Source organism: Halomonas korlensis (assembly GCF_900116705.1).
GTDB classification, from domain to species: Bacteria; Pseudomonadota; Gammaproteobacteria; order Pseudomonadales; family Halomonadaceae; genus Halomonas; species Halomonas korlensis.
The window spans coordinates 196675-211660 of the sequence record NZ_FPBP01000006.1 but is presented as its reverse complement, the minus strand read 5'-3'; the positions used below and the strand labels follow the sequence as shown (position 1 = coordinate 211660).

General features: G+C 59.2%; 15 protein-coding genes. 8 read left to right on the top strand and 7 right to left on the bottom strand.

The window, feature by feature from the left end; all coding sequences use genetic code 11:
• A partial coding sequence (locus BM341_RS10375; protein ID WP_245784244.1) for an SLC13 family permease occupies positions 1 to 479 on the bottom strand: 479 nt, incomplete at its 3' end.
• 122 nt (positions 480 to 601) lie between these two features.
• Between BM341_RS10375 and BM341_RS10370 the strand changes: the two genes are divergently transcribed.
• On the top strand, positions 602 to 835 hold the full coding sequence (locus BM341_RS10370) for a DUF3820 family protein (RefSeq protein WP_089795606.1): 234 nt from the start codon (positions 602 to 604) through the stop codon (positions 833 to 835).
• 17 nt (positions 836 to 852) lie between these two features.
• On the opposite strand, the gene BM341_RS10365 is transcribed toward BM341_RS10370, so the two are convergent.
• Positions 853 to 1683 (bottom strand): sterol desaturase family protein, encoded by an 831-nt coding sequence (locus BM341_RS10365; RefSeq protein WP_089795604.1) that lies wholly within the window; start codon positions 1681 to 1683, stop codon positions 853 to 855.
• A gap of 27 nt (positions 1684 to 1710) precedes the next feature.
• Positions 1711 to 2367, bottom strand: coding sequence for an ArsR/SmtB family transcription factor (locus tag BM341_RS10360; RefSeq protein ID WP_089795602.1), 657 nt, complete (start codon positions 2365 to 2367; stop codon positions 1711 to 1713).
• A gap of 129 nt (positions 2368 to 2496) precedes the next feature.
• Between BM341_RS10360 and BM341_RS10355 the strand changes: the two genes are divergently transcribed.
• Together BM341_RS10355 and BM341_RS10350 are read left to right on the top strand one after the other, a co-directional pair.
• On the top strand, positions 2497 to 2841 hold the full coding sequence (locus BM341_RS10355; RefSeq protein WP_089795600.1) for a DsrE/DsrF/TusD sulfur relay family protein: 345 nt from the start codon (positions 2497 to 2499) through the stop codon (positions 2839 to 2841).
• Positions 2842 to 3020: 179 nt separating this feature from the next.
• Positions 3021 to 3509: an AAC(3)-I family aminoglycoside N-acetyltransferase gene (locus BM341_RS10350; RefSeq protein WP_089795598.1), complete on the top strand. Its 489-nt coding sequence runs from the start codon at positions 3021 to 3023 to the stop codon at positions 3507 to 3509.
• A gap of 162 nt (positions 3510 to 3671) precedes the next feature.
• On the opposite strand, the gene nfo is transcribed toward BM341_RS10350, so the two are convergent.
• Positions 3672 to 4526 (bottom strand): deoxyribonuclease IV, encoded by an 855-nt coding sequence (gene nfo, locus BM341_RS10345; protein ID WP_089795596.1) that lies wholly within the window; start codon positions 4524 to 4526, stop codon positions 3672 to 3674.
• A gap of 232 nt (positions 4527 to 4758) precedes the next feature.
• Between nfo and BM341_RS10340 the strand changes: the two genes are divergently transcribed.
• Positions 4759 to 6618: a PHA/PHB synthase family protein gene (locus BM341_RS10340; protein ID WP_089795595.1), complete on the top strand. Its 1860-nt coding sequence runs from the start codon at positions 4759 to 4761 to the stop codon at positions 6616 to 6618.
• 111 nt (positions 6619 to 6729) lie between these two features.
• On the opposite strand, the gene BM341_RS10335 is transcribed toward BM341_RS10340, so the two are convergent.
• Complete coding sequence (locus BM341_RS10335; protein WP_089795593.1) at positions 6730 to 7695, bottom strand: zinc-binding metallopeptidase family protein; 966 nt, start codon at positions 7693 to 7695, stop codon at positions 6730 to 6732.
• A 241-nt stretch (positions 7696 to 7936) separates the two neighbouring features.
• Positions 7937 to 8161, bottom strand: coding sequence for an amphi-Trp domain-containing protein (locus BM341_RS10330; protein ID WP_089795591.1), 225 nt, complete (start codon positions 8159 to 8161; stop codon positions 7937 to 7939).
• Positions 8162 to 8529: 368 nt separating this feature from the next.
• Here BM341_RS10330 and BM341_RS10325 point away from each other — a divergent pair, with 368 nt between their 5' ends.
• Positions 8530 to 9921, top strand: coding sequence for an MBL fold metallo-hydrolase (locus tag BM341_RS10325; RefSeq protein ID WP_089795589.1), 1392 nt, complete (start codon positions 8530 to 8532; stop codon positions 9919 to 9921).
• 281 nt (positions 9922 to 10202) lie between these two features.
• Here the strand turns inward: BM341_RS10325 and BM341_RS10320 are convergent, their stop codons facing one another.
• On the bottom strand, positions 10203 to 11306 hold the full coding sequence (locus BM341_RS10320) for a L,D-transpeptidase family protein (RefSeq protein ID WP_089795587.1): 1104 nt from the start codon (positions 11304 to 11306) through the stop codon (positions 10203 to 10205).
• A 185-nt stretch (positions 11307 to 11491) separates the two neighbouring features.
• Here BM341_RS10320 and dsbD point away from each other — a divergent pair, with 185 nt between their 5' ends.
• From dsbD to dsbG, 3 genes are read left to right on the top strand one after another with little or no spacing between them, the layout of a single operon-like run.
• Complete coding sequence (gene dsbD, locus BM341_RS10315) at positions 11492 to 13360, top strand: protein-disulfide reductase DsbD (RefSeq protein WP_089795584.1); 1869 nt, start codon at positions 11492 to 11494, stop codon at positions 13358 to 13360.
• Entirely contained in the window at positions 13357 to 14178 is an 822-nt protein-coding gene (locus BM341_RS10310; RefSeq protein ID WP_089795582.1) for a TlpA family protein disulfide reductase, read from the top strand. The genes dsbD and BM341_RS10310 overlap by 4 nt, the downstream gene beginning before the upstream one ends.
• 29 nt (positions 14179 to 14207) lie before the next feature.
• On the top strand, positions 14208 to 14963 hold the full coding sequence (gene dsbG / locus BM341_RS10305; RefSeq protein WP_089795580.1) for a thiol:disulfide interchange protein DsbG: 756 nt from the start codon (positions 14208 to 14210) through the stop codon (positions 14961 to 14963).
• Positions 14964 to 14986: the final 23 nt, after the last annotated feature.

Below are 14986 nucleotides of genomic sequence, written 5' to 3'. Positions count from 1 at the left end.
GTCGCGGTGTTCGAGACCCACATCGACAGAAAGCCCGTGGCGAGCATCATGCCGAGCACGATGCGCTTGGGCTCGACCCCGACCCGGGCCAGCGTCAGCAGCGCGATGCGCCGGTGGAGGTTCCATTTCTCCATCGCGATGGCGATCAGGAAACCCCCGAGGAACAGAAACACGATGGAGCTGGCGTAGGGCGCCGTGGCCTCGCCGACGGTGCGCGCCGTCAGCATCGGGATCAGCACGATCGGCAGCAGGGCGGTGGCCGACAGCGGGATCGCCTCGGTCATCCACCAGACCGCCATCAGCGTGGCGATCGTCGCGACCCAGCGCGCGTCCGACGACAGGTCCTCGGCGAAGCCCATGGCGAGCCACACCACCAGCGCCATGAGCAACCCGAAGGCGCGCAGGCCCCACGTCATCCTGGCGGAGCGCCCGCCGGCGGTTTCATCATATTCTTCCGGCTGGCGAGGCTGATCGTCCATGTTAAGGTCTCCGCCCGTTGTTTTTTCTCATGCTAGTTCAAGAATCGAACAACGGCCTATCGGATATCCCCTCGCCATTTCCCTTTGCCGCTTTCCTTCCTTCGCCGTTATGGAGCCACCTAATGAACCCCGAAGACCTGGAGAAGCTGGTGACACGCCGGATGCCGTTCGGCAAGTACGAGGGCTGGCTGATCGCCGACCTGCCCGGCCCGTATCTCAACTGGTTCGCCCGTGAAGGTTTCCCGAACGGCGAGATTGGCCAGTTGCTGCACCTGATGCAGGAAATCGACCACAACGGGCTGAGCTCCCTGCTCGATCCGCTGCGGCGGATGCATGGTGCCGACGTAGCACGTTGAGCGCCCGCGTCGGCATCTCAAAGCCGCTTGCGCTTGGTTTGCCTTCGAGGGCTCAAGAAGGGCTGAATCAGCATGCGGTCCAGCCTGAGGTCATGAACGTTCCTGAAGTCCTCGATACCGATCGTCATATCGAGATGGCCGGCGGCGGGTTGGTCTCGATAGGTGCCGAAGAGCCGGTCCCACCAAGGCAGGTTGAAGCCGAAGTTACTGTCCGTTTCCCGGCGAACGATGGAGTGGTGGACACGGTGCATATCCGGTGTCACTACGAGAAGGCGCAGCCAGCGGTCGATTCTGACGGGCAGGCGGACATTGCCGTGATTGAACATCGAGGTGGCGTTGAGCAGGACTTCGAAGATCAGCACCGCCACGGCCGGCGCCCCCAGCACAGCCACGACCAAGAGCTTGATGCCCATCGAGATCATTACCTCCAGGGGATGGAAACGCAGGCCGGTGGTGACGTCGAATTCCAGGTCCGCATGGTGCATGCGATGCAGCCGCCATAGCCAGGGAACGGCATGGAACAGCCGGTGCTGGAAATAGATGGCCAGATCCAGCGCGACAACCGACGCCAACACCGCGAGCCATGCGGGGGCCGTGACCCGATTGAAAAGCCCCCAGCCTTGTTCGGAGGCGATGAGGGCAGCACCAACGGCGGCAAGGGGAAAGACCAGGCGAACCGCCAGCGTATCGAGTGCGACGATCAACAGGTTGCCAGGCCATCGCTTTCGGCGAAGTATCTCTTGAGGGCGCCGTCTGGCGGCGACTTCCCACCCCACCATTGCCAACAGAACCAGAGCGAAGACGGTGCCCCGGATCATCGGCTCATGGGTCAGGAGTGAGTCATTCATCGGGTTCAGGCATGATCGTGCGCCTCGTCACACCACCGGCAGGCCAGCCGCTTTCCATTCGGGATAGCCCTCCTCGAAGCGCCTGACGCGATAGCCGAGTTGTCGCAGGCGCTGAACCGCCTCGTGCGAGAGTACGCAATAGGCGCCCCGGCAGTAGGCGACGATCTCCCTGTCGTGGGGCAGCTTGTCGAGCATGTCTTCGAGTTGTTCCAGAGGGATGTTGATCGCCTCGGGCAGGTGGCCGGCCTCGAATTCCTCCTCGGGACGCACATCCAGCAGTGCGACCTTGCCGTTTTTAAGACCTGCCAGCAGTTCGTCCCGGGATACCGCTTCCAGGGCGCCCTTCGCATCGTCGTCGGCGAACAACTGACTGACTAGACGCTCCATTTCGGCCAGATTGGTCTCGGCGACCTGCCTGAGCAGGCCCATCAGGGTGACGATGCGTTCATCGGTCAGATGGTAGATCATCTGCTTGCCCGAGCGGCTGGCGGTGACAAGCCCTGCCCGTCGTAACTGCTGGAGGTGTTGAGAGGCGTTGCCGACAGTAAGGCCGGCAGTAGTGGCCAGCGTCTCCACCGACGCATCGGCCTGGGCCAGACGCTCCAGCAATGCCAGGCGATGGCCATTCCCCAAAGCTCGGGCGACCTGCGCCAACGTATCAAGGAGGTCTTGTTGCGATGTCATCGGTTCATCTCTAATCAGTGCATCTCTAACGGTTGAGTGCGGGCTGAAGCGGCCTATGTAACTGCTTGACAGGTTGCCATACCCGCTACCATTCTATCGATCAATAGAATGATAGCAAGGAGGCACACCATGCAGACGCTGATCATCATCAACGATCCCCCTTATGGCACCGAAAGGCTCTACAACGGCCTACGCCTCGCTCATGCCCTGCTGAAGCGGGACGGCGAAGTGACGGTCTTCCTGATGGGAGATGCCGTATCCGGCGCCAAGGCGGGGCAGAAGACGCCGGACGGTTTCTACAACATTGAGCGGATGGTCAAGCGCGCCACCGCGAAGGGGCAGGTATTACTGTGTGGCACCTGCATGGACGCGCGCGGGCTCACTGACGATGAAGTCGTCGAAGGGGTTGAGCGCAGCACCATGGACGCCCTGGCCGAGGCTACCGAGCAGGCCGACAGGGTGCTGGTATTCTGAGCCTTGTCTCGCTGAGCTGAATCAACGTATCTCAAAGACGCCCTTGGAACCGGCAGGCCGGGAAAAGCGCAACGTGGCCATCCTGGTCTCCAGCCAGACCTGTTCATCACCGGGGCAAGCCTGGGCGGCATGGGTAGCGGATAGCCCATCGGCCCCGTCCAAGAAATAGAGAGGCATTCGTGTCGCTAACGATTCGCCATCTTACGGCCGATGATATTGATCTGATGGAGGCGCTGTCGACGACCTTCGGCGACGCCTTCCACGACGTGGCGACCTACACGAAGAACCGCCCGAGTGCGGCGTATCTAAGACGCCTGCTGGGCGGCGATTCCTTCATTGCGCTGGCCGCCTTGAAGAACGGTGACGTCATCGGCGGGATCGCCGCCTATGAACTCAGAAAGTTCGAGCAAGAGCGCAGCGAAATCTACCTCTACGATCTGGCCGTTTGCGTGGCGCACCGGCGGCAAGGCATCGCCACGGCGCTGATTGAAGAATTGAAGCGAGTCGCCGCCGCGCGCGGGGCCTACGTGATCTTCGTTCAGGCCGATAAGGGCGTCGAAGACGAGCCTGCCATCGCGCTATATACAAAGCTCGGTGTGCGTGAGGATGTGCTGCATTTTGACATCGCGGTCGAGGGAACGAATCCGCTCAGGCCGTCTCGTCAATGATCACCTCGCCTTCATTCGCACTGGCCGCATTCGCCACGGCCGGCCGCCGCCATTGCGCGGTACTGAAATCGCTGTTGACCTGCATGCATTCCGCCGCGAGCCGCAGGCGAGTGGCCAGCCGGTGGGAGGCGAGTGTCGGCCCTAGGCCTCCCAGGAAATCTGCTACTCGGCAGCGTCGAGCTGCTGGGCCCGTAGCCAGGCAATTTCCTCGGCCCACAGCGCCGGTTCGATGGTCTCCAGCACCAGGGGAATATCATCGATGCGCGGGTCGCGCATGAGCGTAGTGAAGGCGTCCCACCCGATGTTGCCTCGCCCCAGGCTGTGATGGCGGTCGACGCGGCTGGCGAATTCGCTCTTGGCGTCGTTGAGATGCATGCCGCGCAGATACTCGAAGCCGACCACGGCATCGAATTCGTCCAGCGTCGCGGTACAGGCCTGCGGCGTGCGCAGGTCATAGCCGGCGGCGAAGGCGTGGCAGGTGTCGATGCACACCCCGACCCGCGACTTGTCGTCGACCTGGTGGATGATCTCGGCGAGGTGCTCGAAGCGCCAGCCGAGGTTGGTGCCCTGCCCGGCGGTGTTCTCGATCACCGCCGTGACATCCCGGGTCTCGGCGAGCACATGGTTGATCGAGTCGGCGATACGGGCCAGGCACTCGCGTTCGCTGATCTTCTTCAAGTGACAGCCAGGATGGAAGTTGAGCAAGGTGAGCCCGAGTTGTTCGCAGCGCTGGAATTCATCGAGGAAGGCCGCGCGGGACTTCTCGAGCCCGGCGGCCTCCGGGTGGCCGAGGTTGATCAGGTAGCTGTCGTGGGGAAGTATCTGCCCCGGGCCGAAGCCGTGCTCGCGGCAGGCCGCGCGGAAGGCCTCGATGGCCTCGTCGGTCAGCGGCTTGGCGTGCCACTGACGCTGGTTCTTGGTGAACAGCGCGAAAGCGTCGGCGCCGATCTCCACGGCACGCAGCACGGCCTGTTCGGGGCCACCGGCGGCACTGACGTGGGCTCCGAGATATTTCATGCGGCGTTTCCTTTCATCGCGGCTCAGGGGGAGGACTTACGATAGCACTGTGATGGGTCCCCATCAGCCGGGAACAACCCTGCTCGGTTGCGTCTCACCCAGCCCCTACGATACTGAAACGGTAGGTTGCGGCAGATGGGGCAGCGCATCAGCCCCAACTCGTCGGTCTGGCTGCGGCCATGGCTCGGACGATGCTGTTAGCGAATAGCACCCACAAAAAAGGGGCAAGGCCATGAATGACAAGAAACCATCGTCAGCGAAGCCAGGCGACAAGACGACACCACCTCATGAGACGTCACCCGACGAGCTGGCACAGCGCTACGCCGAGGCCCTTGAGCGGTTGTCGACTGGATCGTCCCGGGCCTGGCAGGGCTGGCTCGAGCGCCAGACGCGCGGAGATTTCTTCACCCTGCCCGACCCGGCGGTCGCGGCCAAGTCGCTCGCCAGTCTGGGTCAGCAGTTCCTGCTTCATCCGCAACGCGCCCTGGAGCTCCAGCAGCAGCTGTGGCAGGGCTACACGACGCTGTGGCAGAACACCACCCAGCGCCTGTTCGGCGAGTCGCCGTCACCGGCCGCCGAGCCCGCCCCGCGAGACAAGCGCTTCAAGGGGAAGGGCTGGGAGGAGAACCTCTACTTCGACACGCTCCGCCAGGCCTACCAGCTGACCGCCGAACAGTGGTTGAAGGGGGTGCATGAGGTTACCGAGGAGCTGGACCGGGACGAGCGGGTAAAGATCGAGTTCTATGCCCGTCAGCTGATGGACGCCCTCGCCCCCAGCAATTATGCCACCACCAACCCTGAGGTGATCGAGGCCACGGTCCGTACCGGCGGTGCCAACCTGCTGCAGGGGATGGCTAACCTGATGGACGACATGGCCCGGGGCGAGGGGCTGTTGCGCATCAAGCAGAGCGATACTGCCGGGCTGGAGCTGGGCAAGAACATCGCGGTGACCCCGGGCAAGGTCATCTACCAGAACGAGCTGATGCAGCTCATTCAATACGCGCCGGCTACCGAGGAGGTCGACCGCCGCCCCTTGCTGATCGTCCCGCCCTGGATCAACAAGTTCTACATCCTGGACCTGACCCCGCAGCGCTCCTTCATCCGCTGGGCCGTCGACCAGGGGATAACGGTCTTCATCATCTCGTGGGTCAATCCGGACGAACGCTATGCCGAGGTGGCCTTCGACGACTACCTCACCCAGGGCACCCTCAAGGCCATGGAGATCGTAAAGGAAGTCACCGGCGAGGAGACGCTCAACACCATCGGCTACTGCATCGGCGGCACCCTGCTGGGCTGCACCCTGGCGCATCAGGCCGCCCGGGGCGATGAGCGGGTGCACAGTGCCACCTTCTTCACCACGCTGCTCGACTTCAGTGAGGTGGGGCCGCTGGAGGTGTTCATCGACGAGGAACAGATCCGCTATATGGAGCATCACATGGAGCAGCGCGGCTATCTGGAGGGCACGCACTTGGCCAACGCCTTCAACCTGCTGCAGTCCGCCGATCTGATCTGGGGCTTCGTGATCAACAACTACCTGCTCGGCCGCGATCCAAAGGCCTTCGACCTGCTCTACTGGAACTCCGACTCCACCCGTATGCCGCGGCGCATGCAGAGCTTCTACCTGCGCAACATGTACCTGGAAAACCGCCTTACTGAACCGGGAGGCATTTCCCTGGCGGGGGAAGCCATCGATCTGGGCAAGGTGCGCACCCCGGCATTCTTCGTTGCCACCGAAAAGGATCACATCGCACCTTGGCAATCCAGCTACCGCGGCGCGCACCTGTTGGGAGGCCGCCCGCGTTTCATCCTGGGTGGGTCCGGCCATATCGCGGGGGTCATCAATCCGGCTGACTCGGCGAAGTATGGCTACTTTAGCTATGGTCACCTGCCCCGCGATCCTGAACGCTGGTTGGCCTCCGCCACCCACCACCCGGGGTCCTGGTGGCCGGAATGGCGCAAGTGGCTCCAACGCCGCGCCGGCGGTCAGGTGCCCGCCCGCGAGCCCGGTAGCGAGCGTTTCCCACCTATCGAGGAGGCACCGGGCGCCTACGTCCGAGTGCGGGTCGACGACGCGAGCAAGGCCAGTGGGTGAGGGTCCGGTGGCATCGAGGGGTGCGTTAATCGCCGCCTCGCTGCCAACGAAAAGCGGATAATACCGCGCACCATTTACAAGCCTACGGCTCACTTCAGGCCATCTAACCTCTCAACGTCCCTGTGCTCCCCGGCGCAGCCAGTCATGCACGAAGGCAAGCTTCTGCAGCGCTACACCGGACAGCACGAACGGGTAGAGATCCGACAACCCCATGGAGCGGTTGACGTGATTGACGCCGGCAATCAGTGATGCTGCGATGTGAACCAGGCGTTCGGCATCCGGCTCGGCATAGGCGTCCCAGCCCGGATGCGGCAACTGCGGAGAGGTCAGGCCTGCTGCGACAAAGCTATCGGTAATGTCGGTCAGGTGCAGCAGGTGGGCAGTCGTTTCTGCCCAATCCTCATGGGGGTGAGCGGAGGCGTAGGTCGTCAGGTAGCGTTGCCTCCAGTCAGGCGGCGGGCCGTCATGATAGTGGCGCTGGAGTGCAGCAGGATAATCCGCGCGCTCATCACCGAACATCCCACGGAAGGCATCCAGAAAATCATCGCGCAGGCTCAGGCGCCACCACAGCATATGCGCAATCTCATGACGCATATGCCCGATCATGGTGCGATAGGGTTCTTCCAGCGCCTCGCGACGGATGGTGCGTAATACCGGGTCTGCCTCGGCCACGCTGATCGTCACCACACCCCCCACATGCCCCATGGGAACCGGGGTTGCCCCCTCGGCAAGCATGTGAAATACCGGTGGCGCGCCAGGATCCTCGGGGCGGAACCAGTGCCAGCGGCCCAGGTTATCGATGACCCAGCGCTTGGCGGCTTCGGTCTGTGACCAGTTGGAGATGGCATTCGGAATCGAGGGGTCGGGCGCCAGTGCCGTCATGGCGCAAGATCGACAGAAGGCACCCTGCTTGGGCGCGATCCAGTTACAGCCAATGACCTCACGGTTGGCACAAAAAGGCGGCATGGGCAGAAAGGCTCGCGCCTGCGGATCGTAAGCGACCGGGAAGCCATCGGCAGTCACCAGGTTATCAAACCAGAGTGAGCCGGAACCGACCGGGTTGGAAAAAACTCGCATGAGCCTGGCGCTCCAGAAGATAGGAAAACCCAGTCTGGAGGTGCCGCCCCTGGGAAGTCCAGACGCCCTTCAAGATTAGAATTTTAACATGCTAACCAAGTACAAGGATTCTGATCTTTATGGCCATTAGTAATAACGGCGCATGGCAAGGATAAGAAAACATCTCATCCCCGGGTACGACTAAACAGACCAAGCAGTAATTCAGCTTTTTTAAATATCCCAACCCGGCCAGAGGAATATCTTACTGCCTGGACCATTTGATCTGAAACTCGATCTCTTCTTCGTCATCCGAGCGCTCGTGTTCAATGGTGAACTGGGCACGCACCGGCACATAGATACGCTCGCCTTCAATCTGAATATCGAAACGATCTCCGTTCTCTATGGCATCGGCTAGACGTCGCAGTTTGGCCACGAAGTCGGCCTTTGGATAACCTTTTTCCACGTCTCGTTCTGGCTTCGTGTTCATGCTTCCTCCTTTAGTATGATCTGGGAACAGCTGCGGATGACAGTGTTTCGACTACATACTCTGATACTTAATAAACCTATCTGCTCATCTATTCGTATTATATCGAAAATCGCTCGCACACCGACATACTGAAACTCCATGAAAACCCAGTATAGCTCGACAGTATATCACCGTTCATCCTGCCTGCTCTTCAAGGCGGCTTCCATAGATGTAGATGCCGAGACGCTATGGAATGATCAGGGTTTAACGCCTGGCCCGAATTTCGGGGGGCCGTTCAGTTTGCTGAATTGATAGCTATATTGGATGGCGAGGCAGACTCGTTTTCAGCAAATTGGAGAATTCCGCTCATATTTCTAATGGAGGTAGCGATGCTTGTTTTCGAGCCTATTTATACAGATGGTCTGGCACAGATTTCCTACCTGGTCGGCGACAGCGAGGCGGCAGTGGCTGCGGTAATCGATCCTCGTCGCGATATCGATATCTACTTGCAAATGGCAAAGGCGCAGGGCCTGCGGATCGCCTATGCCATCGAAACACACATTCACGCTGATTTCGTATCCGGTGCCCAGGCACTGGCGAACTGCACCGGCGCGCAGATCATTGGTGGCCGTTCCGATGCCTACCAGTTCGATCTTCGCCAGGTCAACGATGGCGAGACACTGGAGCTCGGTCAGGTAAGGCTGCAGGTCATGCATTCGCCCGGTCATACGCCAGAGCACGTCTCTCTGCAGCTGTTCGATACGCAGCAGGGCAGCGAGCCCATCGCACTGTTCACCGGCGACACGCTGTTCAACCTGGACGTTGGGCGCCCTGACTTGCTTGGAGAGGGCAGTGAGCGGAAGCTGGCTGGCAAGCTGTTCCACAGTCTCTTCGATTCCTATTTATCACTGGGCGACCGGATAGAAGTGTATCCCTGCCATGGTGCCGGTTCGGCGTGTGGCAAGTCGATAGGTGACCGACGTCAATCTACGCTTGGCAGCGAGCGGCTCTTTAATCCCGCCCTGCGGGAAGAGCGTAGCGAAGAGGCGTTCATCGACTGGCTGCTTGCCGATATGCCGGAGCCGCCGCGTCACTATGCGCGCCTGAAGAAGTTGAACGTCTGTCCCGCAACACAGATGGAAGGCCCATCGCTGCCCCCGCCGCTGTCGCCGCAAGACTTCCAGGAACTAGCCGGAAACGCCGACATGCAGGTCGTGGACATCCGTTCGATACTGGCGTTCGGCGGTGGGCACGTGCCGGGGGCGATCAACATTGCGTTGCGTAACGAGTTCGTCAATTGGGCGGGGTGGATGCTCGATGATTCCCGCCCGATCCTTCTGGTGGGTGAGTCGGCAGACGATGTCCATCAAGCCATTACCCAGCTCTACCGCATCGGTCTGGATGACATCCGTGGCTACCTGCGCAATGGTATGACGGATTGGCAGAACGCAGCACTGCCGCTGAACAGGCTGCAGGAGTGGACCGTCCATGAGCTGAACGCCCGGCGCGAAGAATCCGATGTTCAGGTGCTCGATGTGCGTAGTCCGAATGAGGTTGCCAGTGGTCGAGTGCCCGGCGCAAAGCATATCTTCGTCGCCCATCTTGCCGATCAGCTTGACGAGCTGGATCCGGACAAGACCACCGTCACCTACTGCGGATCAGGCTATCGTGCCTCTATTGCCGCCAGCATTCTGAAGCGAGCTGGCTTCTCCGACGTGGCGAATACCCTGGGGTCATGGGCGGCGTGGAACGCCGCTGATCTTCCTGTTCAAACTAGCTGAACCGAGCGGTCCAGCGGCGCCCGGAGGAAGCAGGCCTCGTTTGCTCCAGCTGAACATCAAGACAAGAAGAAGGCCACCCGCCTGAAACGGCTCCTGGCCACAGATGGATAACCTGTTGCCAGGGTAGGGGCTGATTGTGGCGCGGGCGCGGGCGCCGCCCTCCTTCCCGAACTCCGCAGGCAAGCGGGGCCGGCTACCCATTGGCCTGCTTGCTGACTGTGGCGGCGAGAGCACCGCCAATGCCATACCGGCTTCTGAAGCTGGCTGAGCCATATATGTAATCAGTTTTTTGGGCTCTTCCAGGCTTCACCTTTTTCTGTGTACGGATAGAAGCCCTGTGGCATTGTCTCCAATTCATCGTAAATACTTACAAGGATCGATGTTTCACGATTTTTCATTTCCTCTGAATGCGGGAAAATTCGATGTATATTGCCATCCGCCTGCATGATCAGCTTCTGGACATGCGCGTGATCTAACTCGACACTTTCCTTCATCACGTTTCCCAAGGTTTCCAGCGGGTCAACTAAGCGCCCCAACTCATCTTCGCTCCCGGAAGATGGTGGAAAGACTTGGACATACAACTGGCCCTCATCCCAGGCAGCTTTAAAGGGCTCATTAATAACGTTGACTTGAGTACCATCAGGAATGCGCTCGAACAAGTTTTCGATATCCTCGGGGTGCATGCGAATGCACCCACGGCTGGCCCGCATACCAATGCCATCCGGTTGATTGGTGCCATGGATGAGATAGCCAGGAATATCCAGCAGTATGGCATGGCTTCCCAGCGGGTTGTCGGGCCCCGGGGGGACCACGGCTGGGGGTGGGTCCCCGCGTTGCGCCGCCTCTTCCCGCATGGAGCTGGGCGGGTACCAGGCGGGGTCTTCAAGACGCATCGTGGTCTTGGTGACACCAAGCGGTGTATTGAAGCCATCACGACCGATGCCGATCGGGTACGTTTCTACTATTGGCATCTCATTTTCCCCTGTCGGGGGATAATAATAGAGCCTTAATTCAGCAAGATTAATGACAATGCCTTCTTGAGGCGTTGCTGGCAGGATATGTCTAGCAGGGATACGGATTGCGGTGCCTACGCCTGGCATCCAGATGCTGACATCGGGGTTGGCGGCTCGAATTTCTTCGTAGCCGACGCCATGTTCCTTTGCGACATCCAGCAAAGGCTTGTCCTCATTCAGAACAGTGAAGTAGTTCTCGCCAACGATACGAGTATGATCCACCAAAGAATACTTTGCCCCGGTTGGCCGACTCTCTTCTGCCGATACCGAGCCAGACTGAAAGAAAATAACCAGCACCATTAATGCACAGACGCGGCTTGTTTTTCCAGCCCCAACACAATAACCAAGATGGCATAAAGACAAGCGCTTCATAACAGCTCCGCATGACCAAAAAACAAGCGCAGTATTCACGATTATTTATCTTTTTTCAACTGGTAAAGAGATATAAACTTGGCAGACAACAAGCCAAAAAATGCTCTTTAAAAAACTTTTAACCACTAATGCTCAGTTAATGTCACGCTTCCATAATGCTGCATCCAACTGGCTGGAGCAGCTATATGCAAGTTTATAAGCTTCATCGATTGCCTCCCTATGTATTGGCAATTCTTACTACGCTTCTCCTAGTTTTCACTTCGACTTTACAAGCAGGCGAGGAAGAGTTTCTTCCCGTGGATGAAGCCTTTCACCTCACTGCTTCCAGAGAAGGTGGGGACATTGTGCTCCGCTGGGATATCGCCGATGGGTACTATTTATATCGACATCGTCTCAACATCGAAGGCGAATCCTCCTCCATTGCGGGACCCGCCTTGCCAGAAGGGGAACTCATCACCGACGAGTTTTTCGGTGAGTCTCAAGTCTACTATGACAGCGTTGAAGTACGCCTCGACCCCCAAGAAGCGCAGCGTCTCGAACTGAGTTGGCAAGGATGCGCCAAGGCCGGCCTGTGCTATCCGCCCCAGCGCCAGACCGTGACGCTTGCCGACTTGTCAGGAAATACCAATCAATCGACAGCCGCGTCCCTGCCCGACAGCTTGTCTTCTTCCCAAAGTGCTCCAAGCGCTGCCGCTGTCAATGATTCAATGGCAGATGATCAGCGCCTTGCTGCCTCTTTAGCCTCCAGCAATACACTGTGGACCCTTGCCGCCTTTTTCGGCATGGGACTGCTTTTGACCTTTACGCCCTGTGTGTTACCCATGGTGCCGATCCTGTCGAGCCTGATCATCGGGGGTAGCCGCCAACCGGGTCGCGGCTTACTTTTGTCATTGGCATTCGTTATCCCGATGGCCCTGACCTATGCCCTTCTCGGGGTCGCAGCAGCGCTGGCGGGAGCGAATCTTCAGATGCTGTTCCAGAACCCCGTCTTCATCGGCATATTTGCCGGTCTCTTTGTTGCCCTGGCCATGGCAATGTTCGGGTTGTTCGAAATGGAGCTTCCGGCCTTTTTACGCCATCGACTCGATCGGCTCCAACAACAGCAACAAGGCGGGAGAATGGCTAGCGCCGCCATCATGGGGGCGCTGTCGGCCTTGCTCGTGGGGCCTTGCATGACGGCCCCTCTCGCTGGAGCCCTTCTGTATATCGCCGATAGTGGAGACGTCTTGCAAGGCGGTCTTGCCCTGCTGTTCCTCGGCCTGGGAATGGGCGCACCCCTGTTACTGGTTGGGCTGATAGGCCCCCGCCTCCTGCCCCGGCCAGGCCCCTGGATGATAAAAGTCAGAATCCTGTTCGGCTTCGTGATGCTGGGCATGGCGATATGGTTTGCTGAACGAATCCTGCCAACCCCGGTAATGCTCGGCTTGTGGGGTGTTCTGGCGATCGGTTTCGCCCTGGCTCTATGGCATGTGGCAGCAAAAACAGCACTGCCCTCTAGGGCTCTGATCAGCCGTAGCATGGCGCTCGTCATCGGGCTATGGGGCATGGTCTGGATCATTGGAGCCGCCGGCGGCAGCCAAGACCTCCGTCAACCTCTGAGGTTTTTACAGGGCAATGCAACCAACGCCCAAGCGGCTGAAACGGCAACGCTGGAGTTCAAAGAAGTCGAGACCCTGGAGAAGCTACAGGACAGCATTCAGCAGGCCAGCGCACGCGGGGAATGGACAATGGTCGATTTCACCGCCGACTGGTGTATTTCCTGCAAAGTTATCGAGCGCGAGGTATTCGGAGACGCCGATGTTCAACAGGCCCTGAATGATGTCACTCGTCTTCAGCCTGATGTTACCGACAACTCCGCGAATGACCGGGAAATCATGAAGGCATTCGGCATCCTGGGGCCCCCTACCATCATGCTGTTTGGCCCCGACGGAGAGGAGCGCCGGGGGCAGCGCATCATTGGTGAATTAAACGCTGAGGAATTTCTCGCCAATCTGGAACACGCCGGTCTGATGCCTGACTCTCAGACATCCACTAAAGAGGAGCAAAACCCTTGAGCACACTGAACCAGAGTCTGGCTATCGGTCCGGTGGGAATAAGCCTGAGCCAGTTGTTGATCATGTTCGCGTTGGCGATTGCCCTAATTGTGGGTGCTTTCGTGGGACGACGATACAAAACCGCCGTCAGTGACACCCTGTTTAACGTACTGCTGGTTTCTGTGGCAGGTGCACGGCTGGTTTTCGTCGTCCGCTACCATGAGGCCTACGACGGGCTTCTCGCCATGGTGGACATTCGCGACGGCGGTTTCGATGTTATTGGCGGCCTGCTTTTTGGGCTTGCATGGGTTGCCTGGGCATTATGGCGTTCGCCGAAGCAGCGGAAACCGCTGAGCTATGCCCTTGGCGCCGGGATCATGACCTGGGGCCTAACGGCGGGAAGTCTGGTTCTGCTCGACGAGCAATCCCGTCCCATACCGGAAACACCGCTATGGACGATGGATGGCGAGCCGATCTCTCTCAGTGGCCTCTCACAGACAGAAGCCAAGCCGCTGGTCGTGAATCTTTGGGCGACCTGGTGCCCCCCATGCCGTCGCGAAATGCCCGTATTCGAAGCCGTCCAGCAAGACGAAAAGGACATCACCTTCGTATTCGTTAACCAGGGCGAAGATAGCGCTCGCATCGAACGCTACCTTCAAGCGGAATCATTGTCCCTGGCCAATGTCTTGCTCGACCCGGAACTGGCGGTAGGCGAGCAAACCGGCGCCATGGCCATGCCGACAACCCTTTTCTACGACGCAGAAGGACAGCTTGTTGATACGCATTTTGGCGAGTTGTCACGCGCCACGCTTGAACGCGGGCTCGAACCCCTGCGCTGACCCGACGCTACCCTAAGGAGATTGTTGCGATGCCCCTTCGATTTGTCCCCCTTGCCATGGCCCTGATGACGGGAGGCCTTCCCAATGCGGTTGCAGAGGATTGGCCCGCGCCTGTACAAGCAATCGCCGAGCAAGGGTTGACCATCCATGGCAGCTTCGAGGCGCCCAGTGGCCTCACCGGCTATGCCGCCAGTTATCAGAGCCAGGAAGTGGCCATTTACCTGACAAGCGATGGCGAGCATGCGGTAGTAGGCAACCTCGTCGATGCCGAGGGTAATAACCTATCGAGCGACCCCCTGAGCTCCTTGGTGCGAGGCCCGCAAGACGCAGCGACCTGGGCCGATCTGCAAGAGAGTCATTGGGTGCTCGATGGTGACCCCGATGCTCCCCACATTGTCTATACCTTCACGGACCCCAACTGCCCGTTCTGTCAACAGCTATGGGAGGAGACCCGACCATGGGTCGAGGCCGGAAAGGTTCAGCTACGCCACATCCTGGTAGGCATCCTCCAGCAGGATAGCCCACAAAAAGCCATGGCGATTCTCTCCTCCGAGGCACCGGAAGAAGCGCTTCATGACCACAATCAAGGCGATACGCCACCTATCGACGGGCCGTTCACTTCCGAGGTCGAGCAGACCCTCTATGAAAACCACGAATTGATGCAGGAATATGGTTTACAGGCCACTCCGAGTACTTTCTATCAGGTCGGCGATAGGGTTGAAGTGGTACAGGGGCTGCCAAGAGATGATCGATTAACAGAAATGATGGGAGGTTCTTCCCCATAACGCCACAATGTCCCCATGCATAC